The organism is Exiguobacterium sp. s34, assembly GCF_018617435.1.
GTDB lineage: Bacteria > Bacillota > Bacilli > Exiguobacteriales > Exiguobacteriaceae > Exiguobacterium > Exiguobacterium aestuarii.
In genome coordinates this window covers 391,551-416,209 of the sequence record NZ_JACSKE010000003.1, presented here as the reverse complement: position 1 = coordinate 416,209, position 24,659 = coordinate 391,551, and the positions used below count along the sequence as shown (strand labels likewise).

General features: G+C 44.9%; 31 protein-coding genes. 21 read left to right on the top strand and 10 right to left on the bottom strand.

Features of this window, described 5'->3' with window-relative positions; genetic code table 11:
• Positions 1-110: 110 nt before the first annotated feature.
• The 5 genes from KNO87_RS09210 (at position 111) to KNO87_RS09190 (ending at position 3,635) form a co-directional block, all read left to right on the top strand.
• Positions 111-632 (top strand): GNAT family N-acetyltransferase, encoded by a 522-nt coding sequence (locus KNO87_RS09210; protein ID WP_214788312.1) that lies wholly within the window; start codon positions 111-113, stop codon positions 630-632.
• A 315-nt stretch (positions 633-947) separates the two neighbouring features.
• Positions 948-1,568 carry a hypothetical protein gene (locus KNO87_RS09205; RefSeq protein WP_214795277.1) on the top strand — a complete coding sequence of 207 codons (621 nt, stop codon included), beginning with the start codon at positions 948-950 and terminating at the stop codon, positions 1,566-1,568.
• Between the two features lie 85 nt (positions 1,569-1,653).
• Complete coding sequence (gene pyrH, locus KNO87_RS09200; RefSeq protein ID WP_214795275.1) at positions 1,654-2,391, top strand: UMP kinase; 738 nt, start codon at positions 1,654-1,656, stop codon at positions 2,389-2,391.
• Between the two features lie 9 nt (positions 2,392-2,400).
• Positions 2,401-3,048: an alpha/beta family hydrolase gene (locus tag KNO87_RS09195; RefSeq protein ID WP_214795273.1), complete on the top strand. Its 648-nt coding sequence runs from the start codon at positions 2,401-2,403 to the stop codon at positions 3,046-3,048.
• Between the two features lie 59 nt (positions 3,049-3,107).
• Positions 3,108-3,635, top strand: a complete 528-nt coding sequence (locus KNO87_RS09190) for a GNAT family N-acetyltransferase (RefSeq protein WP_214795271.1) — start codon at positions 3,108-3,110, stop codon at positions 3,633-3,635.
• Positions 3,636-3,696: 61 nt separating this feature from the next.
• On the opposite strand, the gene KNO87_RS09185 is transcribed toward KNO87_RS09190, so the two are convergent.
• A complete protein-coding gene (locus KNO87_RS09185; protein ID WP_214795269.1) occupies positions 3,697-4,332 on the bottom strand; it encodes a peroxiredoxin-like family protein in 636 nt (211 codons plus the stop codon).
• A gap of 241 nt (positions 4,333-4,573) precedes the next feature.
• Here KNO87_RS09185 and KNO87_RS09180 point away from each other — a divergent pair, with 241 nt between their 5' ends.
• Positions 4,574-6,547, top strand: a complete 1,974-nt coding sequence (locus tag KNO87_RS09180; protein WP_214795267.1) for a methyl-accepting chemotaxis protein — start codon at positions 4,574-4,576, stop codon at positions 6,545-6,547.
• Positions 6,548-6,585: 38 nt separating this feature from the next.
• Here KNO87_RS09180 and cls read toward each other — a convergent pair whose 3' ends face one another.
• Positions 6,586-8,049: a cardiolipin synthase gene (gene cls / locus KNO87_RS09175; RefSeq protein ID WP_483298049.1), complete on the bottom strand. Its 1,464-nt coding sequence runs from the start codon at positions 8,047-8,049 to the stop codon at positions 6,586-6,588.
• 84 nt (positions 8,050-8,133) lie between these two features.
• Between cls and KNO87_RS09170 the strand changes: the two genes are divergently transcribed.
• The 4 genes from KNO87_RS09170 (at position 8,134) to KNO87_RS09155 (ending at position 11,439) form a co-directional block, all read left to right on the top strand.
• Positions 8,134-8,568: an OsmC family protein gene (locus KNO87_RS09170; protein ID WP_214795263.1), complete on the top strand. Its 435-nt coding sequence runs from the start codon at positions 8,134-8,136 to the stop codon at positions 8,566-8,568.
• Positions 8,569-8,642: 74 nt separating this feature from the next.
• On the top strand, positions 8,643-9,131 hold the full coding sequence (locus tag KNO87_RS09165; RefSeq protein WP_214795260.1) for a GNAT family N-acetyltransferase: 489 nt from the start codon (positions 8,643-8,645) through the stop codon (positions 9,129-9,131).
• Positions 9,132-9,187: 56 nt separating this feature from the next.
• Positions 9,188-10,183 (top strand): Gfo/Idh/MocA family oxidoreductase, encoded by a 996-nt coding sequence (locus KNO87_RS09160; RefSeq protein ID WP_214795256.1) that lies wholly within the window; start codon positions 9,188-9,190, stop codon positions 10,181-10,183.
• A 215-nt stretch (positions 10,184-10,398) separates the two neighbouring features.
• Complete coding sequence (locus tag KNO87_RS09155) at positions 10,399-11,439, top strand: GNAT family N-acetyltransferase (RefSeq protein WP_214795253.1); 1,041 nt, start codon at positions 10,399-10,401, stop codon at positions 11,437-11,439.
• A 45-nt stretch (positions 11,440-11,484) separates the two neighbouring features.
• Here the strand turns inward: KNO87_RS09155 and KNO87_RS09150 are convergent, their stop codons facing one another.
• Positions 11,485-12,519 (bottom strand): PTS sugar transporter subunit IIC, encoded by a 1,035-nt coding sequence (locus tag KNO87_RS09150; RefSeq protein ID WP_214745183.1) that lies wholly within the window; start codon positions 12,517-12,519, stop codon positions 11,485-11,487.
• A 263-nt stretch (positions 12,520-12,782) separates the two neighbouring features.
• On the opposite strand from KNO87_RS09150, the gene KNO87_RS09145 reads away from it, so the two are divergent.
• Both KNO87_RS09145 and KNO87_RS15515 read left to right on the top strand, forming a co-directional pair.
• Entirely contained in the window at positions 12,783-15,446 is a 2,664-nt protein-coding gene (locus tag KNO87_RS09145; protein ID WP_214795251.1) for a cation-transporting P-type ATPase, read from the top strand.
• A gap of 60 nt (positions 15,447-15,506) precedes the next feature.
• Positions 15,507-15,635: a hypothetical protein gene (locus tag KNO87_RS15515; RefSeq protein ID WP_285800647.1), complete on the top strand. Its 129-nt coding sequence runs from the start codon at positions 15,507-15,509 to the stop codon at positions 15,633-15,635.
• Positions 15,636-15,696: 61 nt separating this feature from the next.
• Here the strand turns inward: KNO87_RS15515 and KNO87_RS09140 are convergent, their stop codons facing one another.
• From KNO87_RS09140 to KNO87_RS09130, 3 genes are all read right to left on the bottom strand, one after another.
• Positions 15,697-15,969, bottom strand: a complete 273-nt coding sequence (locus KNO87_RS09140; RefSeq protein ID WP_214788274.1) for a hypothetical protein — start codon at positions 15,967-15,969, stop codon at positions 15,697-15,699.
• A 63-nt stretch (positions 15,970-16,032) separates the two neighbouring features.
• Complete coding sequence (locus tag KNO87_RS09135) at positions 16,033-16,674, bottom strand: hypothetical protein (protein WP_214795249.1); 642 nt, start codon at positions 16,672-16,674, stop codon at positions 16,033-16,035.
• A gap of 88 nt (positions 16,675-16,762) precedes the next feature.
• Positions 16,763-17,119 (bottom strand): PilZ domain-containing protein, encoded by a 357-nt coding sequence (locus KNO87_RS09130; protein ID WP_214788268.1) that lies wholly within the window; start codon positions 17,117-17,119, stop codon positions 16,763-16,765.
• 147 nt (positions 17,120-17,266) lie between these two features.
• Between KNO87_RS09130 and KNO87_RS09125 the strand changes: the two genes are divergently transcribed.
• Positions 17,267-17,515 (top strand): hypothetical protein, encoded by a 249-nt coding sequence (locus KNO87_RS09125; protein WP_214788265.1) that lies wholly within the window; start codon positions 17,267-17,269, stop codon positions 17,513-17,515.
• Between the two features lie 38 nt (positions 17,516-17,553).
• Here the strand turns inward: KNO87_RS09125 and KNO87_RS09120 are convergent, their stop codons facing one another.
• From KNO87_RS09120 to KNO87_RS09110, 3 genes are all read right to left on the bottom strand, one after another.
• Positions 17,554-18,249 (bottom strand): queuosine precursor transporter, encoded by a 696-nt coding sequence (locus tag KNO87_RS09120; protein WP_214795247.1) that lies wholly within the window; start codon positions 18,247-18,249, stop codon positions 17,554-17,556.
• A gap of 122 nt (positions 18,250-18,371) precedes the next feature.
• Entirely contained in the window at positions 18,372-18,929 is a 558-nt protein-coding gene (locus KNO87_RS09115) for a hypothetical protein (protein ID WP_214795245.1), read from the bottom strand.
• Positions 18,930-19,274: 345 nt separating this feature from the next.
• The gene (locus KNO87_RS09110) at positions 19,275-20,417 is read right to left on the bottom strand and encodes a hypothetical protein (protein WP_214795243.1); all 1,143 of its coding nucleotides are present in this window, start codon (positions 20,415-20,417) and stop codon (positions 19,275-19,277) included.
• Positions 20,418-20,766: 349 nt separating this feature from the next.
• Between KNO87_RS09110 and KNO87_RS09105 the strand changes: the two genes are divergently transcribed.
• A complete protein-coding gene (locus KNO87_RS09105; protein ID WP_214795241.1) occupies positions 20,767-20,934 on the top strand; it encodes a hypothetical protein in 168 nt (55 codons plus the stop codon).
• Between the two features lie 9 nt (positions 20,935-20,943).
• Here the strand turns inward: KNO87_RS09105 and KNO87_RS09100 are convergent, their stop codons facing one another.
• Positions 20,944-21,348: a helix-turn-helix domain-containing protein gene (locus KNO87_RS09100; RefSeq protein WP_214795239.1), complete on the bottom strand. Its 405-nt coding sequence runs from the start codon at positions 21,346-21,348 to the stop codon at positions 20,944-20,946.
• Positions 21,349-21,497: 149 nt separating this feature from the next.
• Between KNO87_RS09100 and KNO87_RS09095 the strand changes: the two genes are divergently transcribed.
• The 7 genes from KNO87_RS09095 to KNO87_RS09065 all read left to right on the top strand — a co-directional run bounded on the left by KNO87_RS09095 (position 21,498) and on the right by KNO87_RS09065 (position 24,659).
• Positions 21,498-21,704, top strand: coding sequence for a helix-turn-helix domain-containing protein (locus KNO87_RS09095; RefSeq protein WP_214795237.1), 207 nt, complete (start codon positions 21,498-21,500; stop codon positions 21,702-21,704).
• 78 nt (positions 21,705-21,782) lie between these two features.
• Positions 21,783-22,550 (top strand): phage antirepressor, encoded by a 768-nt coding sequence (locus tag KNO87_RS09090; protein ID WP_214795235.1) that lies wholly within the window; start codon positions 21,783-21,785, stop codon positions 22,548-22,550.
• 120 nt (positions 22,551-22,670) lie between these two features.
• Positions 22,671-22,913 carry a helix-turn-helix domain-containing protein gene (locus KNO87_RS09085; protein WP_214795233.1) on the top strand — a complete coding sequence of 81 codons (243 nt, stop codon included), beginning with the start codon at positions 22,671-22,673 and terminating at the stop codon, positions 22,911-22,913.
• 91 nt (positions 22,914-23,004) lie between these two features.
• Complete coding sequence (locus KNO87_RS09080) at positions 23,005-23,190, top strand: hypothetical protein (RefSeq protein ID WP_214795231.1); 186 nt, start codon at positions 23,005-23,007, stop codon at positions 23,188-23,190.
• Positions 23,187-23,396: a hypothetical protein gene (locus KNO87_RS09075; protein WP_214795229.1), complete on the top strand. Its 210-nt coding sequence runs from the start codon at positions 23,187-23,189 to the stop codon at positions 23,394-23,396. Before KNO87_RS09080 ends, KNO87_RS09075 begins: the two co-directional genes overlap by 4 nt.
• A 1-nt stretch (position 23,397) precedes the next feature.
• The gene (locus KNO87_RS09070; protein ID WP_214795227.1) at positions 23,398-23,694 is read left to right on the top strand and encodes a hypothetical protein; all 297 of its coding nucleotides are present in this window, start codon (positions 23,398-23,400) and stop codon (positions 23,692-23,694) included.
• On the top strand, positions 23,691-24,659 hold the full coding sequence (locus tag KNO87_RS09065; protein ID WP_251126790.1) for a YqaJ viral recombinase family nuclease: 969 nt from the start codon (positions 23,691-23,693) through the stop codon (positions 24,657-24,659). The genes KNO87_RS09070 and KNO87_RS09065 overlap by 4 nt, the downstream gene beginning before the upstream one ends.

The following is a 24,659-nucleotide window of genomic DNA, read 5'->3' as shown; positions in this document are numbered from 1 at the left end:
ACGGCTCTTTTTTGTGGTAGAAGAACGACGAAAATTCACATAATCTCGGATTGCAAGTTGGGGATTTGTGGTAAACTATTTGTAAAGCTTCGGGTTAGGAGGGGGTCACATTGGACATTCGGGTCGCCAAACCAGATGATGTGTATGGGATTGCGAGAGTGCGTGTGAACGGATGGCGAACGACCTATCGGGGGATCGTGCCGACTGAATATTTGCTAAAAGTATCGTCCGGTTCCATCGAATGGGCAGAACGGTTGCGGACAGCGCTTCGTCAACAGGAAGTAGCCGGCTTTGTGGCGACTGTGGATGATGAGATTGTAGGCTTCGTCCTTTACGGAGAAGAGCGTACGGGTGAGTACCCGGACCACACGAACGAAGTGTATGCCATTTATATTTTGGAGAATCATCAAGGGAACGGAATCGGGTCCGCTCTCCTTGAGCACGCCGTACAGTCGATGTGCGAGGCGGGACTTTTGATTTGGGCGCTTGAGATGAATCCGTTCCGCACATTTTATGAGCGGAAACAAGGGCAAGTCATCGACCAAAAGGATCGGGAGTTTGGTGAATTGTTACTCCGCGAAGTGGCGTATGGTTGGGAAACGACCCGTCATGATTCGATTATGGGTGCCTAAGCTTAGAGACTGTAGAATGTTCTACGGTCTTTTTTTGTGCCGATCTGAGCTTTTTTATCTATAGCGATTCATTCTGCCTTTGAGCTACAATCATAAACATACATGAAATAAATTCACCGTTTCATCTTCTATGTTCAATAAATCATAGTAATGTGCGTCTAGTTATAATTTGGGAACTCATATTGCTACTTCATGTGTGGTGACAAAATGGTATTCAAATCACCTAGTTAAATTAGGGGGAAGTAGTGAAAATTTGTTTTTTAAGGGTAAGAGAAAATGATAAATTTTGATCAAGAAATCCAAAAGATACAAACTATGGCACAATCGCCAAAGAAGCTATTCCTTGCAATCCGTGCCGCCAGAGAATTAGTCCGAGAGTACCCAGACGAATTCATCGCCTGGACGACTCTCATTAGCGCTGAAATGGATACGCCGGAAGAAGACTATGAGAGTGCCTCTAAACACTTATTCGAAGCATTTGATAAGTTTCCGGAGCATTCGATTTTCTTCGCCCTCGGCGTATATCTTGAATCAACTTTCGTCTATCCAGTATTAGACGAAGCAAAGATTGAAGAGATCAAGTCGATGCTGAATAAAATGGATGCTAAGTCAAAAGGGATCCTCTACTATTCAATGGCCAATCTACATGAATTCGAACATCCAGAACAGTATGAATCGTATCTGTTAAAAGCGATAACGGAGTACCCAGAATTTCCTCGTTACTATCTTTGTCTTGGACGGTACTATATCTCAAACGATAATATTGAAAAGGGAAAACTGTACGTAAGAGAAGGTTTGCTAAGAGTAAAAGAGTGTCTTAATGAATCATCACTCCATGACTTTGAAATTTCTCTATATTCGTTCATTGATGAAGAAATCGGTGGACTTTATATGTTCGAGGAGTCTTATCAGGAATATAAAGAAATGTGCTCATGAATCAATTAAAAATAGTGTTGTTCCATTATTTAAACTCTTCTATACTGAATTGAACAAAAAATTCCAAATGAAGGGTTGGGGAAAGATGGAACATCGGAAAATCTGTATTAAGTTAAGTGGAGCCGCTCTAGCTGGTGATGGAACGGATAATTTTGATGAAATGAGTCTCAGCCTGATTGCAGAGGAAATATTGTCACTCGCAAAGAGTGGGGTTGAAGTTTGCGTCATGGTCGGCGGGGGCAACCTCTTCCGAGGGAATCAAGCAGAAGCGTGGGGCATCAATCGCGTCGAGGCAGATCATATCGGCACTCTCGGTACCGTCATGAATTCATTGATGTTGCGGGGCATCTTGAAACGAGACGTCGATCAAGAAGTTCGCGTCATGACGTCAATCCCGATGCCGAGCGTTGCCGAGCCATACATTCAACTTCGTGCCATCAATCATTTGAAAAAAGGATATATCGTCATTTTCGCAGGCGGTAACGGTCAACCGTTCGTTTCTTCAGACTATCCGGCCGTTCAGCGTGCAATCGAAGTGGGGTGTGATGCCTTATTCGTCGCAAAAAACGGTGTTTCTGGCGTATTTGATCGAGACCCACAATTGGATGCAGCGGCTCGTCAATATGAAACCCTTCACTATAACGACGTCATCTCCCATGATTTGAAAGTGATGGACCAATCAGCGTTACTACTCGCAAGGGATCACGGATTGCCGATTCACTTGTTCGATTTCAAGGAGCGGAATGCGATTCAACGAATCCTTCAAGGAGAGACGATCGGGACGATGATTCACCACCATGACACGCAACTTTTGCAGAAATGAGGGAACGATATGTATGAAGAAAAAGAGGGTCGAGTCATCGGCACAAACGGAATACCTGTCTCGTATTCATTTCTCCAGTCTAATTCGTCATCCGACACCCTCGTGATCTTGTTGCCGGGATACGGATATACGAATGATTCCCCGATGTTTCGCTATACGACAGCGCTTTGTTTAGAGAATGGATTGAACGTCCTTGAGGTCAACTACAACTATCGGGATGAGCGATATGAATCAGTCGATGTATCAGTGGCGATTGTTAACGATGTTCGGCTCGTCATCGATCAACTGCTACAATCCCATTCCTTTAATAAATACATAATCATCGGAAAATCGCTCGGTACGATTGCGATGACGAGTGAACGTGGCCGTCATGTGTTTCGCGACGCCGAACTGGTCTGGTTGACACCGTTGTTGAAACGAAATGACGTATACGAAGCGATCTTGTCTCATGAGGGAAAACAGCTCGTTCTCATGGGTACGGAAGACCAACACTACATACTTGAACGAATCAAGAATCTTGAGCATGAGGCATTGACTGAACTCGAGATTGTCGAACAGATGAACCATAGTCTCGAGTACACAGGAGACACATACCGGTCACTACGCTTACTCGAAACACTTCTCAAACGCGTTGAGGAATTTGTCGTTATACCATAAAGTTATTAGGTTGTGAGTATTCTTACGATACTCACGACGATTTGCAAGGGGGAATCGATATGGAATTTACCACTGAACGTCTAGAAATCAGACCATTCAAGAAGGACGATCTGTATGCTACATTTGATATTTATAAAAATCCTGACGTGTGTAGATATCTCTTACATGACCCTTGGACATCTGAGAATATGAATGAAGCGTTTGCTAAAAAATTGACCAATTCTACCCTTACCGAAACAAGTCCATTGAATTTGGCGGTTGTCCTTCAAGATGAAGTGATCGGGGATCTCACAGTTTGGTATACGGGGATAAAAGAAACTGTCGAGATTGGCTATTGCTTCGCTGATTCTCACTCTGGGAAAGGGTTCGCTACTGAAGCAGTTAGAGGATTGGTCAAAGAGTTGTTTAACGAGTTCAACATACATCGAATACAAGCCAATCTTGATGCAAGGAATGTCGCTTCCCAAACATTATGCGAGCGAATTGGAATGAGAAAAGAAGCTCATTTCTTGAAGGACTATTGGAATAAAAATGAATGGACCGATAGCATGGTGTATGGAATATTGCATGAGGAATTCAAGAAGTGATAAGACAATCAGTAAAAAATGGTACAAGAAAAGGAGATGACAACGTCACCTCCTTTTTCATTTATAATTGTTCAACGACCGTTTTCGGGTCGACACGTTCTGTATAGTCAGCGGGCACATCACTGAATGAAATCGTACCATCCGGTTGGATGATAAACGTCGCTGGCTTCGGAAGCTGCCAGTCCTCATTGCCGTTATGTGCATCGACGTGGAGACCAGATGCTTCATAAATCTCAATCAAATAATCCGGCATATCAAAAACGAGGTCAAATTGACGTGCGACTTGATTATCCACGTCGCTCAACACGTAAAAGTCGAGCTCGTTCTTCTCTTTCGTAGATAGTGAGTAATCAGGTGTCTCTGGGCTGATCGCCACGAGTGTGGCACCCTTTTCCTCAATTTTGACTAATTCACGCTGATACGCTCGAAGTTCGAGGTTGCAGTATGGGCACCATCCACCACGATAAAACGTGACGATGACAGGTCCTTTCTCGAGAAGTGCCTTCAAGCCGACGTTTGTCCCGTCTGCATGAGGCAATTCAAACATCGGTGCTCGATCGCCGACGGTTAGTCCCGATGCAATCCCTGAATCTTTCAATTCTTGCGTCGCTTGTGCCATCAATCGCTGCTTTTCGGCCGGTGCTTTTTGCTTGAATTGATCTTTGTACGCTTTAATTTCTTCCAATAATGTATTCATGCTTTTGCCCCCTTTTCCGATATGTTAACTGAATAAAATACAGATTGCGAATATAATGATTTCTTTCTATATTGATTCTTGGAGTGAAACTCCATTTCAGGTTCCGAAAAATAATTTTCGAATAATTCAATCAATGATCAACATCTATTTTTCCTAACCGATATTGTAGGTAACGAAAGGAGTGTTCGGTCTATCAGACCGATCCTTCTTCAACATTCTATTCGGGGTAAGGAGATGTTTTATGAGACAGAAACGTACCATCAGCATCAAACAAAAATTGATTGTCTTATCAGTCTTATTATTGCTCATTCCGGCGACATTGATCGGGGTCGTCGCATACGCGCAGGCAAAGCAAAAGATTGAGTCACAAATGATCCAGTCTGCCAATTCGGGAGTAGACCGGATGAACAACGAAGTGACAAATTTAATTGCGCCGATTCAAACGGACATTTCATTCTTCTCCAATCGGCTCGATGCTTCTATCTATGAAGAAGGTGAAGAAAATCAGGCGTTAGCAGAAAAGTTCACGGAGTATTTAGAAACACATCCAAAAGTGACGAACATTTATTTTGCATCAGCAGCGGGGGCGATGACGATTTATCCTGAACAGGAATTGCCTGAAGGGTATGATCCTCGTACCCGTCCTTGGTATGAGGCGGCAGAGGCAAGTGGGCAAGAGGTCGCCATCACGAATCCCTACGTCGACGCCGCCTCTCAGAAAATGATGATCACGGTCTCAAAAAAGACAGCGGACGGTCGTGGTGTCGTTGCGGTTGACGTCGATGTCAATGATATTGCTGACGTCGCATCGAGTATTCAAATCGGTCAGGAAGGATATGTGGCGATCTTTGATGAGGCACAACAAGTCGTCATTCATCCATCGATTGAAGTCGGAGAAAAGTCTACCGAGGCTTCGACAGAGTCATTATTTGCAACAGATGAGGGAATTCTATCAGTAGAGGAGAACGGAGAGGGTGTCGAGAAAGCGTTCGTGACGAACCCACTCACTGGATGGAAAATCACAGGTACACTTTATGACGGTGAGATTCAAGACGAGACTGTCGGTATTCTTTGGACGACCGTATTCGTCATCGTCGGTATGTTCGGTGTGGCAGCGGTGCTCTTGTACTTCGTGCTCCGGTCGATTTTACGCCCATTGCGCTTATTGACGGAAGGCGCTGAACGGATTAAGTCCGGCGATTTGACTGAACCAATCCCTGTCTTATCGAATGATGAGATCGGTCGCGTTTCAGAGAGTTTTAATGAGATGAGTGCCTCACTACGGATGGTGTTGCTACGTCTAGACGATTCAATCAGTCAAGTCGCGGCATCTTCGCAGGAATTGATGGCAAACTCCGCGCACAATACCGCTTCGTCAGAACAGATTGCTCGTGCGGTCGATCAGATGGCGGTCAGTGCCGATGGTTCAAAACGTCAACTTGATGACAATGCGACATCGCTACAAGCCATCACATCCGGAATTATGCGTATCTCAGAGAGCTCGATGGACGTGTCTGAACTATCACGCGAGACGTCAAATGAAGCGGAAGATGGGTCGACGACAGTGAGAGAGAACGTCAAGCAGATGCAGGCAATTGATGCATCAGTCGTGACGTTTGAAGGCGTCATTCAATCGTTGGCACATCGCTCGAGTGAAATCGGCGAAATCGTCTCGGTCATCAACGGGATTGCGGAACAGACGAACCTGCTCGCATTGAACGCAGCGATTGAAGCGGCGCGGGCTGGCGAGAACGGGAAAGGATTCGCCGTCGTCGCGAGCGAGGTTCGGAAACTTGCGGAGCAGTCTCAACAGTCAACGAAACAAATTGCGGCATTGATTGATCGTATTAAACAGGAAACGGAGCAATCCGTTCATTTGATGCAAGAAGTATCTACCCACACGAAAGCCGGACTTATTTCTTCAGAAATGACGGCAGACCGATTTGAGAAAATTAAAGAGCGGACAGTCGCTATGACCCCGAGAATCGAAGACGTGACGGCAACTGTCGAGGAGATTGCAGCGAACGTTCAGGAAGTGGCGGCGACTGCATCTCAAATCGCGGACATCGCCGACGAGAACTCGAGTACCTCTAAGCAAGTCGCAGCAACGACAGATGATCAATTGAAATCGATTGAAGAGGTGTCACAATCGGCGAAAGCACTTGCGACGATGGCAGAGGAACTACAGGACCTTGTCTCACGATTCAAGTTATAAAATGACAAAGAAGCAGAGCGTTCAGCTCTGCTTCTTTCTTATAGAATCGGACTGAGGAGTCGTGAGACCCCTTCGCGTAAGCGAACCGTCCATTTTCGCTTTTCATAGTCTTCCATCGTATACGTTCGACTGACTGCAGTGTCTGTCTCAAATAAGGAAACAAGTTCGAGGGCGACGCGTTCATCATAAATGACTGCGTTGACTTCAAAGTTGAGACGAAAGCTTCGGGCATCCAAATTCGTCGTTCCGACCGTCGCAATCTCATCATCGACGACGAGCGTCTTCGCGTGAAGAAAACCTTCATCATACAGATAGACGTTTGCCCCATAGTCGAGCAATTCTCCGAGGAAGGAGAGCGATGCCCACATGACGAACGGGTGGTCCGGTTTTCCTGGGATCATGATGTCCATTTGAACGCCGGAGTTGAGTGCCATTTTACATGCATCCATAAAACTCGTATCAGGTATGAAGTAAGGGGTTTGGATGACGACCCGTCGTTTCGCCGACATGATCATTTTAATCATCATATTTTTTAAATGTTCCGTATCCGAGTTCGGACCGCTCGTGACGATTTGCATCGGGGAGTTGTCCTTAATCTCATGTTTCGCAAAGCAGAACGTATTTTCCGGATCATGCTTGCGGTGACCTGAGTAATTCCAGTCCAGGATGAATCGGTGTTGAAGATTATAGACGACGTCTCCTTCAACACGCAAATGGGTGTCGCGCCAGTATCCGAACTTCTCAACGAGTCCGAGATATTCGGTCCCGACGTTAAAGCCACCGACATAGCCGATCTTCCCATCAATGATGACGACTTTTCGGTGATTTCGGTTGTTTAACTTAAAGTTGATCATTCCGAGCGTCGGTGGGAAGAAGACACGTACCTCCCCATCATTCGCAATCAACTCTTTAAAGTCTGAATTACGGAGACTGCGAGAGCCGACTGCGTCGTAAAGGAGTCGGACTTTGACACCCGCTTTCGCTCGTTCAATCAATTCCTTTAACAGCGCCTGTCCGAGAGCATCGCGCTGAATGATATAGTACTGGATATTGATTTCCGTTTCGGCAGAGCGGATGTCATCCATTAACGCTTTGAACTTTTGTTCACCGTCATGCAAGATGAGGGAGCGGTTATGTACACTAATCAATGATTTTGAAGATCGCAAGTTCATTTGTAGCAGTTGATCATACTTTTCAAATAACGGTTGAGCAATCTGCGTTTGAGGCGTGTGAATCTGTTCGAGCTGTGCTTCAACTTGAAGCGCATGAAAAGAACGTTCTTCTACACTCAAATTATAGAAGTTATCCTTCTTAAGCTGTCTCCCGAGGAAAAGGTAGATGATAAATCCGAGCACCGGCAAGAAAAACAAAACGAGTAACCAGGCCCAGGTCGCGCCGACGTCACGTCTTTCGGCAAAAATGACGGCGAGTGCGAACAATAAGTTTAACCCGAGGACAATATATAGCCCCGAACTGAAAAGAATGGACCAATCCAACGACATACACCCCTTAAAATTGATTTATGGCTTAATCATACATCAAATGCGGGAATAGGTTGCTATCAAATGAAATAGGGGGAGAAGATCATGAACATGGAAGTAGTATGGAAGCAAGGCATGGCGTTTGAGACGCATACGCCATCGGGGCATACAGTCACCCTCGATGCGTCAGAGGACGTGGGTGGACTTGATACAGGACCACGTCCGACCGAGATGTTGCTTCACGCGACAGCGTCCTGCACCGGAATCGATATCGTATCGATTTTGCATAAGATGCGTCAACCGTTAGAATCGTTCGAAATGAAGATTGATGGGGTAAGGGCAATCGATCATCCAAAACGCTTTACAGCCATTCACATCTTGTATATCCTGAAAGGCGACTTGTCTGAAGAACGGGTGCGACGTGCGATTGAACTGTCCGTTGAACGATATTGTTCCGTCTCCCACAGCTTGTACGCTACCTTGTCCTATAGCTATCAGTTGAACGAAGGTGAGGTCATTCCGTTCGAACTTCAACAGTGAGCAAGATGGTTGAAAGGTAAAGTGTTCTCCGTTATATTTGTATTTCAAATACTGTATAACTAAAGGAGGACGTTATGATTCGACTCGCGACGAAGCGCGATGCCAAAAACATCGCGAACCTAATCGAACAACGAGCCGTAGCGCTAAATGAACAAGGAAGCGACCAATGGACCGAATATTTGGAACAGGACCTCGTAGAGCGTGTGCGCACTGACATTACAGAAGGCAGTGTATATGTCTTTGAAGATGACCAACAAATTTTAGCTTCAATCGCATTGTTACCTCCAGACGCCTGGGATGATAACTTATGGGACGACAGTGAGCGTGGACAATATATCCATCGAATCGTCGTCAGCGAAAAGCTGAAAGGTCGCGGCGTCGGTCAGCAGCTCATGGAGCATGTACTAGAGGAAGCCGATGAAGATGAACCAATTCGTCTCGATTGTGTCGCTGACAATGAATTTCTAAATAGTTATTATCCACGTTTTGGTTTCGTCTTTGTCGATTCACGAAACGGGTACAATACGTTCGAATACAGATTAGATGAGAGCATGAGTGCATAAGGGTCTTTGGACCCTTTTTTTGATATAATGATGAAAGTGAAAAAGGAGGAGTTTCGATGATTAAAACTGTCTTGGTAGGTTTCGGCTTTTCAGCGAACACGTTCCATTTGCCGTTTTTAAAGGCGATTGACACTTTTGAAGTGAGCGGTGTCGTGTCATCACGCCCGGAAGAAGTACAGGCTGAATTACCTGGTGCAACGGTATATGCGTCGTTAGAGGAGGCACTACAATCGGATGCTACATTGTATGTGATTACCACACCATCGCATTTACATAAAGAGATGATCGTTGACTGTCTCAAGGCTGGGAAAGATGTGCTAGTTGAAAAACCTGCATTCCTGACAACGGAAGAAGGATATGAGTTGATGGAACTTGAAGCGAAATCGAGGGGGATCGTCAACGTCTATCAGAATCGTCGTTATGACGGAGATTTCTTAACAATCAAGTCACTACTCGACTCGAATGAATTAGGGGACTGGAAGGTAGTGGAATCGCGTTTTGATCGTTTCCGTCCAAATGTTCGGGACCGTTGGCGTGAAAATGCAGGACCGGGTGCAGGGATCTTGTTTGACCTAGGAAGTCATCTTATCGATCAGACGCTCGCTTTGTTTGGAAAGCCGGACAAAATTCAAGCGGATGTGATGATTCAACGTGTGGGTGGACAGTCTGACGATGGATTCTGTGTGACATTCTATTATGGAGAGAAGCGAGTTTACCTTCGCTCGAACCCATTCATCGCTGGAGAGACTCCACGATTCGAAGTGCATGGGACGAAGGGAAGTTTCATGAAATTTGGTCTCGACCCACAGGAAGAAGCGTTGAAACAAGGGAAATTAGCAAGTGACGTGTTAGAGACTGGGATTTTATCGACGGACGAGGTCGAAACGATTCAAGTCGAGAAAGGCAGCTATTTTAAGTATTATGAACAGTTGGCTGAAAGTTATCAGACGCGTCAGCCTATCATATCTCTAAAAGATGCGACACTCACGACGCACTTGATTGAACTTGCTCGACAATCGTCCGAGACGGGTCAAGTGATGTCAGTAGATTGATTTCCATAAGATTTCTAAAAGAACGAATTCGCCTGAGTGTGAGTTCGTTCTTTTTTTGAACAAAAACGTAAAAAGAAATAACGATATTTATTTCGTAAATTACTTTAAACGGATATTGATTGTTAACAACAAAAAGTTAAATTCTTCACTGGTGTGCTCATCCTTTAATGGGAAAAGTGGTTATGGAAATCACTTACTGAAAAGGGGATGAGATGATGGAATTCAAAATCATCAAAGACCAAATGGAATGGGAAAAATGGTTGGATTTAACAACATGCGATGCGTATGATCATTTTGATTATGTCAACGTGAATTGTGAATCGAACGACTCACCAGAGCTGTTTCTTGCCATCACATCGAAAGGGATGCTTGTATATCCATATATCCGTCGCCGAATCAATGAAAAATATGATGATCTTGTAACAGCTTACGGATATGGTGGTCCGTTTCGTGTTGGAACGTTCACAGATGATGAAGTGAAAGTCGCAAGGCAACATTTCATTAAACGTAAGGAGAACGAGAAAACTGTGACCGAAACGATTCGTTATCATCCATTAAGAATTGATGAGGTCATTATGGAAACATTCGGGAGAGCAGTTCCAGTACGAAAGACTGTCCATGTCCAACTAGATGAACCGTATGAATACTTGACTGAGCGGTTCCATAAAATGACGAAACGAAACGTGAAACGAGCCATCCGTGAACAGTTGACTGTTGTGCGTGGTGACGCATCTGACATTCACACATTTATGCATCTTTATGAGGCGACCATGAATCGTCGGGATGCAATTGAAGACTACTATTATCCTGATTCTTATTTCACTCAGTTACTGACGAGCGAATCATTCGAAACCGAGTTTCTATTTGCAGTTTTTGAAAATACCGTGATTGCAGGAGTATTAGTCTTATATGGTGACGAGGGAGCAAACTACCACTTAGGAGGGTCTCTCAAAGACTATTTACCTCTCCGTCCTAACCATTTCCTATTCAGTGAAATGATTCGTCGTGCGGGTGAAAAGGGTAAACTTCATCTGCATCTCGGAGGAGGGGCCGCCGGTCAAGATGCACTCTATGACTTTAAATTGAGTTTTTCCGGAGATGAGCCGCTTCCTTACTACATTGGTCAATTTGTATTCAACGAACAGGTTTATCAGCAATTAAATGCAAAGCACATTCAATTGCATGGATTATCTGATTATTTCCCAATCTATCGCACCCCTGTCAGAATAGAGGCCCCACTTCCGAAAGCAAAATAAAAATCGATGCCGCTGAACAAACCGTTCGAGCGTGCATCGATTTTTTTATGCGGCATCTTCTTCTGTTGATTCAACTTTTTCCGTATGACGGACAATCGGGAAGTTTTTAAAGAGTCGACTTCCAATCAATCCGAATCCGATTCCGAGGATGAATAAAACAACAGCTGTCAGTGTGACGGTCTGCCAGTCGTTGAAGCCATACATGACGAGTAGACCAGGAATACCCGCAGCCGACCCGGGCGCATCATTGATCATACCGGTCATCGCTACAATCAATCCTGCGATTGCACCCCCTACAAAGTTCACACTATAGATTGGGATTGGATTCGCCGAGATGAGGTCGGCCTGTGTCAACGGTTCAATGGCTACAGAAAGCTGGTCTTTTTTCGTACCGATTTTCAGTTGACGGAACAACAGGTAGTTCATCGAAATGGATGCAGTCAACGCGAGAGCGGCAATCGCCATCGGCACACCTGTCAATCCGAGCATCGCCGTCAAAGCCATTGAGCTGAGAGGTGACGTCGACACGACAGTAACGATTCCACCGAGAACGAGTCCCATGACGACCGGGTTTTGCGTCGCGGCGAGTTCGATGACTGCACCGATTTGTGCAAGTGTATTTGAAACCAGTGGGTCCACGCCAGTAGCGACGAGACGTGCGAGCGGTGCCATCACGATGACGTAGAAAATCATATCGACACCTGTCGGAAGATAGCGATTGATTCGTGTGCCAGCCAGAGCCAGGATATATCCTGCGAAAAATCCAGGAAGGATCCCGAAACCAGACACGGATAATCCGATCATTAAGCTATAGACGGGGTTGATTCCGAGTGCGATGGCAACGAGTGCCGCGGCAGCAGGACCAGATAATGAACCGGCTGCCTGCCCGACTTCTTCATATAAAGGGAGTGGCAGTAATCCGCCGATGGCATATGCGTTGAATGCTTCGACGAGGAAGCTTGCGATTGCCGCACCTGCCAATGCGCCCATCGCTTTCATTCCGAATGGCGCCTTGTAACTGAAAAGTGTGAACAAGGCGAGGATGAGCAGTAAAAGTGCAATTCCTTGAATAATGACCATAAACTCTTCCTTCTTTCTATCTATCTGTATTCATTCATAATTTCTTCTATATTCAATGATTGAAAGACTTCTGTAAAGCCATTTTCATCAGAAAAATCAAAATTGATTCATGATACCGTTTACATGAAGAAACAAAAAATCATGGGAGCGTTTTCTTTGAAAAATGACATCAATTATACAAGTTTGGACGTGTCGAGCCGCATCAGATTGGGAACAGATAGGGGATAGATGTTTCATAAAGTATTGGTCGAGGAGGAAAGAACATGCAGAACGAGAACAGGGAATGGCATGCGCTCGAAGTAGACGAGGTTCAATCCCACGTGGAGACGGATGTGGAATCAGGTCTCTCGAAGCAAACGGTCACCAATCGGCAGGAGGAGTTCGGAAAGAACGTTCTACCTGAAAAGGAGAAGACGCCTGAAATCATAAAATTTTTAAGACAGTTCAATGATATTCTCGTTTACGTCCTTTTAGGAGCGGCAGTTGTCACCGGTTTTCTTGGCGAATATATCGATACGATTGTCATCGTCTTGGTTGTGACGGTCATCGGAGTTGTCGGTTATCTTCAAGAGAACAAAGCTGAGGAAGCGCTAGAAGGAATCAAAAAGTTGTTGGAAACGAAAGCGACCGTCATTCGTGACGGTAAACAATCCGAGATTGACTCAAGTGATCTTGTGGTCGGAGACGTTCTCGTGCTCGCTGCCGGTGATAAAGTGCCAGCTGATGCACGGGTCGTTCAGGCAGAAAAATTCAAAGTGGAGGAATCCGCATTGACGGGTGAAGCCACGACGGTCGAGAAAAAGCCAGACGTTGTTAAAGAAGAAGCCGTACTCGCTGATCGAAAAAACATGGTCTATTCGGGAACGAGTGTGGCGACAGGAAGTGCCAAAGCAATTGTCACAGCAATCGGAGAAGGCACTGAACTAGGTCAGATCAATGCGTCCATTTCAGAAGTGCAAACCGTGAAGACGCCGCTCATTCGTCAAACGACGAAATTTGGTCAGACCGTATCAATCGCTATCTTGATTATTTCTGTCATTATTTATGCGTTTGGGTATTTCTTACGAGATTATGAGCCAGTCGAACTTATGTTGACGACGATTGGTCTAGCAGTCGCGGCCATTCCGGAAGGATTACCAGCTGTCATCTCCATTATCTTGGCGCTCGGGGTCCGAAATATGGCAGAGCAAAAAGCAATTGTTCGAAGTCTGCCGTCTGTTGAAACGTTAGGCGCAGTCTCGGTCATCTGTACCGATAAGACCGGAACGTTGACGAAAAACGAGATGACCGTCAAACAAATCGTGACGGCGAAACATGACATTGAAGTCTCTGGAAGTGGATATGCACCGAACGGAGACTTAGAATTGAACGGCCAACCGTTTGACTTGGATGACGATGAGTCAATGATTGACCTATTAACTGTCGGAAAGACGTGTAACGATGCACAGTTGAACGAAGAAGATGGGGATTGGGTCATCAATGGGGACCCGACCGAGGCGTGTTTATTAACTGTCGCTGAGAAAGCAGAGCGCCCAATCGAGCGTCTCAAAGTCATCTCTAAAATTCCTTTTGATTCAGAGTACAAGTACATGGCGACGCTCGTTGAATATAAAAACGAGCGCATGATCTTCGTCAAAGGGGCTCCGGATCGCTTGTTTGATATGGCGGCAACAGATGGCTTCAAACAAGAGTATTGGGATGAAAAGCGAAAAGAGATTGCCGACCGTGGTCAACGCGTCCTCGGTGCCGGATTAAAACGTGTCGACAGTTCAAAACAGTCGATTGACCATGAAGATGTTGAAAATGGTTTAACTTTCCTCGGTTTATTCGGTATCGTCGATCCGCCACGTCAAGAAGCAATCGATGCGGTAGTCGCGTGTCGCGATGCTGGAATCCGAATTAAAATGATCACAGGTGACCATAAGGATACGGCCGTCGCCATCGCAAAAGAGCTTGGTATGGAAGTTGAAGGGGCGCTCGAAGGTCGAGAGCTGACAGACATGTCTGATGAAGAAATCAAAGAAGCATCGATTCATAACGATGTATTCGCGCGAACGAGTCCGAACGATAAACTTCGTCTCGTGAAAGGGTTACAAGAGAATGGATTGATCACCTCGATGACCGGAGACGGTGTGAATGATGCACCAGCCTTAAAACGTGCCGATATTGGGGTCGCAATGGGGATTAAAGGGACGGAAGTCGCAAAAGAAGCGTCTCAAATGGTTCTTGTCGATGATAACTTTAAAACAATCTACAATGCTGTCCGGGAAGGTCGTCGCGTATACGACAACCTGAAGAAAACAATCCTTTTCTTGCTTCCTACGAACGGAGGACAGGCATTACTCGTTGCGATGAGTATCTTACTCGGGGCAGCAGCTCCGCTCAGCCCTGTTCAAATCTTATGGGTCAACATGGTCGTCGCGATTACCTTGTCATTGGCAATTGCCTTTGAACCGTTAGAGGAGAGCACGATGAAGCGACCTCCAAGACCGGCCAACGTGCCGCTTCTCAGCCGATATTACATCTTCCGTGTCACGTTTGTGTCAATCCTGATTGGGGGCGGTAGTTTATGGATTAACTACATGCTTGGTGATTTTGATTACTCGACCGAAAAATTACAAACAATCACCTTAAATGCGATCGTTATGGCACAGTTGTTCCACTTGTATAATTGTCGAACAGAATTGGTACCTGCATTTAATCGTCGTTTCTTCGATAATAAGATCGCGTTTCTCGTATCTGGGTTGCTTATCGCTCTTCAAATGTTCATCACGTACGTTCCGTTCATGCACACGTTGTTCGGAACTGCACCACTTACGTTAGAGGATTGGATTTACCCAGTATCGTTTGGGGCAGTCGTGTTTATCATCGTTGAGATTGAAAAAGCGATCTCAAGACGAGTAATTGGGAATCAAAACATACACTGATACGTTTCATGAATGAGGAAAACGGATAAACTGATGGAGTAAAGATGAAGGAGGGATACGATGAAACGAGATGAATCACAACCAGGGGTACATCCAGATCCAATTCCGGATGATGAATCGAATCCGGCACAAAAACCGGCTCCGACCCAACATCCTGATCCAAATCCCGAAGAAGAATCGGATGAATAAACGCCATGTCTATGATAAAAACCTCCCCGTCTAATAGACGAGGAGGTTTTTCATATCGAGATTACTTATTCGTTTTAGAGGAACGGCTGTTTTGCAGACGATTAAATTTCTTTTCATCGGTGTGCTCCGTGATGACAAAGTCACCGACAGGACATTCCCACTTTCCTTTCCCAACAACGCATTCACGCAACGAGACTTGATCATCATACAGATCAAGCTCTAACGTTTCTTTTAAAAATTGATCTACTTTTTGATTGGGCACTTTTACATACTCATTTAAGACAAGTTCTTCATTTTTAACAGTCACATAAGACGTGACCTGAAAATAGCGCATGTGATGATCTCCTTTAAATACAAAACTAATATCAAGTATAACGGTTCAAAAGAAAAAGGGGAATCAATGTTTCATTTCGGCGCGTTCACGTTTTGGTGGTGCTTCGTTAAAAGGTTTTTGATGACGGATCATGAGCCAGAAAATCAAGCCGAACAGTGGAATGTATGGAAGCGGCCAAAGGCTCATCTTATATCGTTTCGCATCGCGGTTCATTAACGTGATCTGAATAAATGCCAACAAGAAGAAATCGACGGTCATCGTTCGGACAAACTGATTATTCTCCACATACGACCAATATTCTGCAACATTCCCGGTATTCGCGGCAGCGATGAACAATCCAATCGTCACTATTAGCAAGACGACGCCAAGAATGCGGGTCGGAAGCGGTTTGACGGGAGTCGGATAAGGTGATTGTCTTGCGAACGCCAAATAGGGAGCGAGTAAGAAGCCACCAACGAAAAAGCTACTGATGGCAGCAATGAGTGGATTCGGCTTGAGCTGGTTCACTTCTGACCAAAGAAGTGGGAACATCGCTAACGGGAACACACCTAAAATGCTGAATAAAGAGAGGGAATAGCCTTCATAGGCATCCGTGTTATACGTCACAAAATCAAGTAAGAATCGCCCATCAAACGGTACGTTCGGGCCAAAAATAGCCAATGCAATGGCCACGCCCCATGGGATTAATAGAAATTTTCTTGTCATACGAACACCTCGCCCAATAATAGTCGTAATAGTAGTATACCCTCTTTTGGAAACACGAAAAAATGAGAAGATGCAATGGCGCATGTTCTCATTTATTTTCACGTGCATACATTTTAATCATCGTGACGAGTTGCTGAGTTTCGTCCATTTTGGCATCCAGTAAAATACCATAATCATACAATGACCCTAATTGGCTGCGATGTCTGACATGACCGACCAGTTCAATAGGTTGGAGGGTCGGAACGAGATCGAGGACGAAGTGGACCTGTAAATCATCGGAAAGCGGGAAAAGATAATCTGATCGCAACTTCAGTCCATGGGAGCTCACATTCAATAGAAGTCCCTCTCCGTCATAAAGTTCTTTCTCTTCCCAAACGAGTCGATAAGGGATCGTACGGGGATTTGGTAGAATATAGCGAAAAGTTTCCTGTCTGCGATAACGCATCAATTCACCCCATTTCTCTATTCTTTATATCGGACATTTACGATTCGAAATGAAGAGGAAATATGTATAATCTAAAAGTAAGCTCGCTTTACAAATATGAAAACGCTTTCTATAATAGGTGTACGATTTGAATAGGGAGGAGATCAGATGAATGTACATGATTTACTCCGACGTTACTCGATTCAAACACCAGTCATCTATGAAAAAAAACGTAACGGGGAGTGGGTTAAACTCGAGCGTTTGCCTGTCTATACGATTCTTGAAGTCGAAACGAACGATCAAACGATCGAAGCGGTCGCCATTGATCCGTTCAAAGCCATCACCGTCTGTCGTGAGTCGGCATCGATTGAAGAAGCCCGTCCGTATGCTGTTCGTATCCAAATAGAACGACCATGATAAAAGCCGTAACTTCGAAATTGAAGTTACGGCTTGTTTTATGCTGCATGTTGTTCGGCTTCATCTTGCGGATTCGTACGTTTCGCGTAATACATGAACGGTGTCGCCATCCAAGCAATCACGAACTTCGCCACGTACGTCGTAATGAAGATATTCCACCAAATCTCCCAATCCATTCCCCAGAAAGCGATGATACAGAATGTGAACGTATCAATTAATTGTGAGAGCACAGTCGAACCTGTCGTTCTGAGCCAAAGTTTTTTCTCGCCCGTTTTGGCGCGAATCTTCGAGTAGACGAAGACGTCAAACAATTGCGAGACGAGGTAAGCAGCAAGGCTACCGAGCGTGATCAACGGAAGCATCGAGAAGAGTGCCTCAAAACTTTCGTGCATGAAGAGCGCTTCTTCGAACGGTTCATATAATAGGGCGTACTGCATAAGTACCGTCGAAACGATCAAAATGAAGAACCCGAGCCATACCCCTTTTCGAGCCGCAGCTCGTCCGTGTTTTTCGTTCAAAATGTCAGTCGCTAAATAGAGCGAACCGTAGACGATGTTACCAAGCGTAAAAATGTATCCGCCAATTACAATCTGTTGTGTGACTTGAATATTTGCGACGACCGAAGCCATCGCAATCCAAGCATATAATCCGACCCGTCCAAACAATTTGTAACTGAGGACGAGAAGACCGAGTGTAAGGATGGCAGAAGGAATCCATAACCATTCGTTTAGCATGAATCATGCTCCTTCCTCTAACTATTCAATGATTTCAACTTTTCAAGTTTATAGAGGAACGGAAATGATGTCAAGGTGATGTACGCTCAGGCTGATATATGATCCATGCGATACGAACGCAGTTATACTCCGCTCAGTTCGATGTTCAAACCTTTTACAATACTAAATGCGCTCCCGAGCACGTCTGCTTGTTCTCTCCAAGTCAACTGATGCTTCGTTTCTTTGAAGTGCTTGATCACGTCTTGCGAATAGGTTAATGATCGAAGGACGGAATCGATTTCAACGTGTTGAATATGATTGATGTCGAATTGTTTTAAGTGTTCGAGCCCAACTCGTAATTCTTCGACGTTAGTAGTGGTTTGATCCAAACGATTTTGTAGGTCGATGGATTCAGTCGAGTCAGGGTTCTCACATGTGGCTTTACATGCCCAAAGACTTTCTGATCCGTCAGCGAATGTGGCGAGCACATCACTACTTTCTGATCGTAAGTATCCCCAGAAGATATCAATTTCTTCTTGGGTTGGTTCGCCTTTAAAAAATAGAGTTAATTCTCCGACGGTTTCTTCGGATGTTTCAATGGTGTTTTCTGTAACTGGTTCAGGTTTTGAGTCCTGATTAGGACTAGGCGAACAAGCTGCTAATAAAATCATGACGGTGCCTATTCCAAGTGCTCGTTTCATCGAAACCCTCCTGTAAAAGATATGGTAATCCAAATTGTACCATTGATTGTCGTTAGAATGTTCATCAAAAACGATATAGGGAAGGGAAGTTAAAAAAAGCACCTCCTGTCATAAACAGGAAGTGCTCTAAACCGCTTCGTTGAGCGGTATGTTTGATGCCTCCGACGAGAATCGAACTCGTGCTGCAGCATTACCATTTCCATTTTGGTATTTAGTGGAAGAATGTCCAGACTCGGTATGGCGTGGTTGAGCCATTCTGTGAATCGTTATTGTAAGTTATTGGTGTTTAAAACTGTGAATTCGCCTGTGCATGGGCGGTAAGTGTGCACATTACTGTGCACAAAATTAGTAGCCGTAGACGTCCAAAAATTGCTTGACCGTAACAGGGTCAAACTCTAAATCATCGTAAAATGAGTCAACTACTAGCAGAACATCATCATAGGTATCCGCATTCCATTCAGATGTTCCAAGAATTGATTCGTACTTGTTTAACTTATCTTTTAAATCGTCAAGTTTACCTATTGCTCCGGATAATTCTTTCGAAGCCTCGACATCGTTAAAACTATTTGCGGCGATAACTGCTTGTTCGCGCGTGGACTCAATGATTGCAAGTGCTGCATCAGCAGTTAAAAAGTCGGCGTCCATTGATGCGTAAACTGAGTCCGATAAATCATTAATTTCATCTTCAATCGCCATAAAACCAGCAATGACGTTCTCGGCACTCTGTAAGGCTTCAGGAGACTCTTCATTTGTGATAGGTTCGCCGTTGTTGTTTGTAGAAGCTTCGACGTGATAATCGTCCTCATCTTCTTCAATATTACTTTCGGTAACTGGGGTGGTACCTCCGAAGTCATAAACGTCGTAACGATAGTTTTCAGGATCTTTGAACGCTGGCATGTTGTAGCGAATTTCGTCATCAGCATTCAAGTATAGGGATCCGTAGATTCCATAACCAGAAGCGTTCTCATAAAATTTATATGGGTTCAAAGAGACTACATCGGGATAATTATCGAAGTTGATTGAACTGATTGCGCTCTTGAAGTAAAGAACACGGATCATCCCTTTCTCTTCTTCGTTACCCTTATCATCCACGAGAGTTCCGCTCCGTTCGAAGGCAAATGAACCGTAGTGATTATTCCCATCCAGTGCAGCTAAAAGTTTAGTTGAGTCATTCGCAAAAGTATTAATTAGTGAACTTTCGTCCCAGAAGCTTGACTCCGGATCATACTCAATGATGACAATATCATCTTTAAAACGAACATCTAGCACGTCTGGTTCAATTTCTTTGAGCGCTTTTTTTAATGTATGCAAGTCCTGGGCTGTTCGTGCCATCTCCGAGTAGTCTACTTTTTCGCTTTCCTTTTCAACATTTTCAGTGGCAGTTGCGACAGGGTCTTCTTCCCTTGGCGGTAAAGCTGAAACGATAGCAAATAGAATCAATAAACCAGCGCCAGATATACCCATCAACTGTCTAGTCGTGCGTTGCATTTTTAGCATCTTCCTAGTGGGTTGTATGTTCATCCCATAATCCTTCTTCATTTCACCTTTAGCTGCCGAATGAAGCAAAAACGAAATTGCGAGGACGAGAAAACATACGATGAACAAAAAGTCTAACACTTTCTCCACTCCCTTCGAATTGTCGCATCCAGTATACCATCTATAGTACATATACCCATATTTGTTAAATAAAGTTTCAAATTGTAAGATTCGACATCGAAAACGTTTTTGTCGAATAAATATTCTTGTTGTTTATGGGAATATTATTGAAAATTGAAAAAGGATGACTCATACTTAAGTCATGAAATAAGAACGTGCGTTCGTAATCGGAGGGGTTTTTTTGAATCAATTCACTTTGCCAGAAAAAGTAGCAATTGTGTCAGAAGGTAAGGTTCAGAAAGCGGCGGGATGGTTCTGGGATAGTGAGAAAAATATTCTGTATGTCTATCTGAATAATGAAATCAAAAATTCTATCAATAAAGCAAAAGAACCCGCACTCCGAGTGTAGGTTCTTTTTTTAATCCTTATTTTCTTTAGAATCCATTTCATTTAAGCGATATTGATCTCGGGCGAATTTAAGCAATGCTTCAAAACGTTCTTGCGACAATTCTTCTAGCATTTCTTGCGAGAACATTTCACCGCCTAAATGATGTTTTGATTTAATGCCCTCAATATACTCTGCATGAGTCATTTTCGGATCATCAACTCTTCCCAATAAATAATCAACTGAACAATTAAAGTAATTTGCAATTTTAACTAACATGCTCGCATCAGGTTGACGAGCACCAGTTTCGAATCGAGAGAAAGTAGCGCCTGTAATTCCTAAAATGTCAGCGACATCTTGTTGGAGCAAACCACGACTCTCTCTCAAATCCCGAAGGCGATCCCCCCGAAATACACCATCCAACATCATCAACTCCATCATTCATTCTCCTTTCAAGAATAGCATGTTTACCATATCAGAAAATAAAACTTACCTAATCGGAAAATAAATGTTGACATTTACCGTAATGGAAAATAAGATAAAGGTACAAACTTACCTAATCGGTAAATTGAGAGGGGGTGTTTATAATGCCTGAATCTAAAATCAACTTAGCAAAATTAAAGAATGCTCGTGAAGAAGCTAATTTAACATTGAAAGAAGTAGCTGATATGACTGGATTTAAAGCGGCTGGTACGATTTCTAGGTTTGAAAGTGGGTCACGTAGTATTAGAGCGGAATATTTAATGAAAGTATCAAGAATATATCGTAAACCAGTAGAATATTTTTTTGATTAACAATTACCGAAGTGGTAAATGAAGGTTGCTAATTATTATTTACCCGATTGAATCAATTTTATACAAGGAGAGAACTTTATGAATCAACTTACAAAAACATTCGAAGGTCACGACATTCGCGTTGTCGGCGAAGGAGAAAAAGTTTTGTTCGTCGCCAGCGACGTTGCAAAGGCGTTGGGTTACAAAGAACCTCATAAAGCTGTGGCACGCCATTGCAAAGGTGACGGGATGTTCCGTCCCGTCATCGACAAGTTAGGAAGAACGCAAGACACACGTGTAATTCGTGAATCAGATGTTTATCGACTAGTAACAAACTCACAACTACCTGCAGCGGAAGAATTTGAAATGTGGGTCATGGAAGACGTACTCCCGTCGATCCGCAAACATGGCGGCTATCTCACACCCGAGAAAGTCGAGGAGGCGTTGCTCAATCCCGACACACTGATCCGTCTCGCTACCGACTTGAAAGAAGAACGGCAGAAACGAATCGACGCCGAACGGATGGTCGAAACGCAGAAGCCGAAAGTCCTGTTCGCTGACGCCGTCTCTACGAGCGATACCAGCATCCTTATCGGTCAACTCGCCAAGCTCATCACGCAGAACGGACACAACATCGGGCAGAACCGACTCTTCGAGTGGATGCGTCAGAACGGCTATCTCGGTAAGTCAGGTCAACACTACAACGAGCCAACGCAGTATGCGATGGAGCGGGGCTGGTTCGAAGTGAAGGAACGGACCGTCAACAACCCAGATGGAAGCGTCCGCATCACACGGACGACAAAGGTGACCGGCAAGGGTCAGGTCTACTTCATCAACAAGTTCTTGGATCAACAGGAAATCATTTAACCGAACCAAGTTTGGATGGGTTGATGTCATTCCCCAAATGTGGGGGCTGATATCAAAATCCAAGATTGGATTCTGACTATCAAAACGCAAAATTGCTTTTTGACTGAAAGGAGTCATCCCATGTTCGACACGCAAGCCATGTCCCAACTGATCGAGTCAGCCGTCGCCAAGGTCATGCAAGAGTACGCCAAGCCGCACCGTGAGTACATGACCATCAACGAGGTGTGCGAGGAGCTCAAACTAAGCCGCTGGACGGTTGATAAACACATCCGCGTCAACGGCATGCCTCACGTCAAGGTGGAGAAGCGGGTCCTAATCGAGCGCTCGGCACTCTACGAATGGCTCGACCAACTCAACAAATGAACGCAAAAAAAGCGAACGAGGAAATAACCCCGTCCACTCATGATTCGACACCTTGAGTATACCACGGGGCGCCTCAGAAATGGAGGATAACATGCTCACCGAACGCCAAATCGACATCCTGTTCCAGACGACAGGCTACGCCGCACTCGCATCACTCTTACTCACGATGGTACTCGGTCAATCCGACTACTACCTCGTCGGTGCCGCCGTCACACTCACCCTCGCGACAGTCTTCGCAGGGATCAGCTACCTCAGCACAAAGGGGGAAGACGCATGAACATCCAAGCACACGACCAACTCCAAGCGCTCGAGACGAAGATTCAGCGCTTTGACCAACAGCTCTCGCAGTTACGCCACGATTACAGCCAAGCCATCGAACGCCTCGTCGTCAGCGGTTACGACTACGAACTCGAACAGGGTTACTACAACGCCATCAAGCAAGTGCAGAACCTACTGGAAGCCACATTGAAGGAGGACGAATAACATGGACGCTTACGACAAAATCAACGGCTTAAACGAAGTCGTCGCTGATCTGAACGACGCCATCAAAGCCATCGAGAAACTAGGCAACCTCAACGCTAATATCACGGGGCCAATCCACCAAGCCTTGTATCAAATCGAAATCGCCTTGGAGTTCCAACAAGATATCGTTCGCCAGATGCCAAAAAGTGAGGTCGAGCTTCGTTACGAACGACTCGCCGCGAAATACGGTGCCAAGCGTGTCAAACGTGTCTGCTACGAAACGATGCTCAAAGAAATGAATGGAGGAACAGCGGTATGAACCCTCAATTGAAAATGAATGCCATTCCAATTGCCGACACGAAAAATATGAGCCGAGAAGAATGGCTCGAACTTCGTCGAAACGGCATTGGTGGTTCAGACATCGCGGGAATTCTTGGGTTAAACAAGTACAAATCTCCGATGGGTGTGTACCTCGATAAAGTAGGCGAGTCACCACATGAAGATGAGACAAGCGAGGCGGCTTATTGGGGCAACATGCTCGAAGAAGTGGTGGCACAAGAATTTGGTACTCGTACCGGTTTAGAAGTCGGTAACGACACACGGATGCTCAGTCATCCTGATTATCCGTTTCTAATCGCTAACCTCGACCGGGTTGTTGTAGGAAAACCCGAAATCATCGAGTGCAAAACCTCGTCGGCATATCGAGCCAAAGAATGGGAAGGCGAACAGGTGCCGATGGAATACCTCATCCAAGTGATGCACTACTTGGCTGTCACTGGATACGAGCGAGCGCACATCGCGGTCCTCATCGGGGGGCAACGTTTCGTTCACAAGACTGTCGAGCGAGACGACGAGCTCATCGAACTAATGATCGACGCCGCTAGTAACTTTTGGAACAATCACGTACTGCCGAAAGTGCCGCCGCCGTTCGATGGTTCTAACGCTTCGGTCACATTGATTGGTGCCATGTTCCCACAGGCAGAGAACGAATCAGAAACAGAGTTGCCGGACGAAGCAGAGGCGCTCATTGAGCAATACCGCGAAGCAACTGAACGTATGGACGCCGCCAAAACAGACAAGCTCGACGCAGAGAACAAGCTCAAAGCGCTCATCGGTAACGCCGAGATCGGACTCGGGCGTAACCACATCGTCGAATGGAAAAACGTCAAAGTACGAGAAACGGTCGATGCACGTCAACTGCTCATCGATCATCCCGATATCGTCGAGAAGTATCGCAAGGTAGGCAATCCGACACGTCGCTTTTCAATTAAAGAAGTCAAATAA

Coding starts and splice junctions, on each gene's coding strand:
- KNO87_RS15515 (WP_285800647.1), top strand. CDS start 15,507: ATGAAACGAGATGAATCACAACCAGGGGTACATCCAGATCCAATTCCG.
- KNO87_RS09205 (WP_214795277.1), top strand. CDS start 948: ATGGCACAATCGCCAAAGAAGCTATTCCTTGCAATCCGTGCCGCCAGA.
- KNO87_RS09150 (WP_214745183.1), bottom strand. CDS start 12,519: ATGGTCATTATTCAAGGAATTGCACTTTTACTGCTCATCCTCGCCTTG.
- KNO87_RS09160 (WP_214795256.1), top strand. CDS start 9,188: ATGATTAAAACTGTCTTGGTAGGTTTCGGCTTTTCAGCGAACACGTTC.
- KNO87_RS09170 (WP_214795263.1), top strand. CDS start 8,134: ATGAACATGGAAGTAGTATGGAAGCAAGGCATGGCGTTTGAGACGCAT.
- KNO87_RS09190 (WP_214795271.1), top strand. CDS start 3,108: ATGGAATTTACCACTGAACGTCTAGAAATCAGACCATTCAAGAAGGAC.
- KNO87_RS09085 (WP_214795233.1), top strand. CDS start 22,671: ATGTTCGACACGCAAGCCATGTCCCAACTGATCGAGTCAGCCGTCGCC.
- KNO87_RS09185 (WP_214795269.1), bottom strand. CDS start 4,332: ATGAATACATTATTGGAAGAAATTAAAGCGTACAAAGATCAATTCAAG.
- KNO87_RS09195 (WP_214795273.1), top strand. CDS start 2,401: ATGTATGAAGAAAAAGAGGGTCGAGTCATCGGCACAAACGGAATACCT.
- KNO87_RS09125 (WP_214788265.1), top strand. CDS start 17,267: ATGAATGTACATGATTTACTCCGACGTTACTCGATTCAAACACCAGTC.
- KNO87_RS09095 (WP_214795237.1), top strand. CDS start 21,498: ATGCCTGAATCTAAAATCAACTTAGCAAAATTAAAGAATGCTCGTGAA.
- KNO87_RS09080 (WP_214795231.1), top strand. CDS start 23,005: ATGCTCACCGAACGCCAAATCGACATCCTGTTCCAGACGACAGGCTAC.
- KNO87_RS09155 (WP_214795253.1), top strand. CDS start 10,399: ATGGAATTCAAAATCATCAAAGACCAAATGGAATGGGAAAAATGGTTG.
- KNO87_RS09130 (WP_214788268.1), bottom strand. CDS start 17,119: ATGCGTTATCGCAGACAGGAAACTTTTCGCTATATTCTACCAAATCCC.
- KNO87_RS09065 (WP_251126790.1), top strand. CDS start 23,691: ATGAACCCTCAATTGAAAATGAATGCCATTCCAATTGCCGACACGAAA.
- KNO87_RS09075 (WP_214795229.1), top strand. CDS start 23,187: ATGAACATCCAAGCACACGACCAACTCCAAGCGCTCGAGACGAAGATT.
- KNO87_RS09090 (WP_214795235.1), top strand. CDS start 21,783: ATGAATCAACTTACAAAAACATTCGAAGGTCACGACATTCGCGTTGTC.
- KNO87_RS09135 (WP_214795249.1), bottom strand. CDS start 16,674: ATGACAAGAAAATTTCTATTAATCCCATGGGGCGTGGCCATTGCATTG.
- KNO87_RS09110 (WP_214795243.1), bottom strand. CDS start 20,417: ATGCAACGCACGACTAGACAGTTGATGGGTATATCTGGCGCTGGTTTA.
- KNO87_RS09140 (WP_214788274.1), bottom strand. CDS start 15,969: ATGCGCTATTTTCAGGTCACGTCTTATGTGACTGTTAAAAATGAAGAA.
- pyrH (WP_214795275.1), top strand. CDS start 1,654: ATGGAACATCGGAAAATCTGTATTAAGTTAAGTGGAGCCGCTCTAGCT.
- KNO87_RS09165 (WP_214795260.1), top strand. CDS start 8,643: ATGATTCGACTCGCGACGAAGCGCGATGCCAAAAACATCGCGAACCTA.
- KNO87_RS09145 (WP_214795251.1), top strand. CDS start 12,783: ATGCAGAACGAGAACAGGGAATGGCATGCGCTCGAAGTAGACGAGGTT.
- cls (WP_483298049.1), bottom strand. CDS start 8,049: ATGTCGTTGGATTGGTCCATTCTTTTCAGTTCGGGGCTATATATTGTC.
- KNO87_RS09100 (WP_214795239.1), bottom strand. CDS start 21,348: ATGGAGTTGATGATGTTGGATGGTGTATTTCGGGGGGATCGCCTTCGG.
- KNO87_RS09120 (WP_214795247.1), bottom strand. CDS start 18,249: ATGCTAAACGAATGGTTATGGATTCCTTCTGCCATCCTTACACTCGGT.
- KNO87_RS09180 (WP_214795267.1), top strand. CDS start 4,574: ATGAGACAGAAACGTACCATCAGCATCAAACAAAAATTGATTGTCTTA.
- KNO87_RS09115 (WP_214795245.1), bottom strand. CDS start 18,929: ATGAAACGAGCACTTGGAATAGGCACCGTCATGATTTTATTAGCAGCT.
- KNO87_RS09070 (WP_214795227.1), top strand. CDS start 23,398: ATGGACGCTTACGACAAAATCAACGGCTTAAACGAAGTCGTCGCTGAT.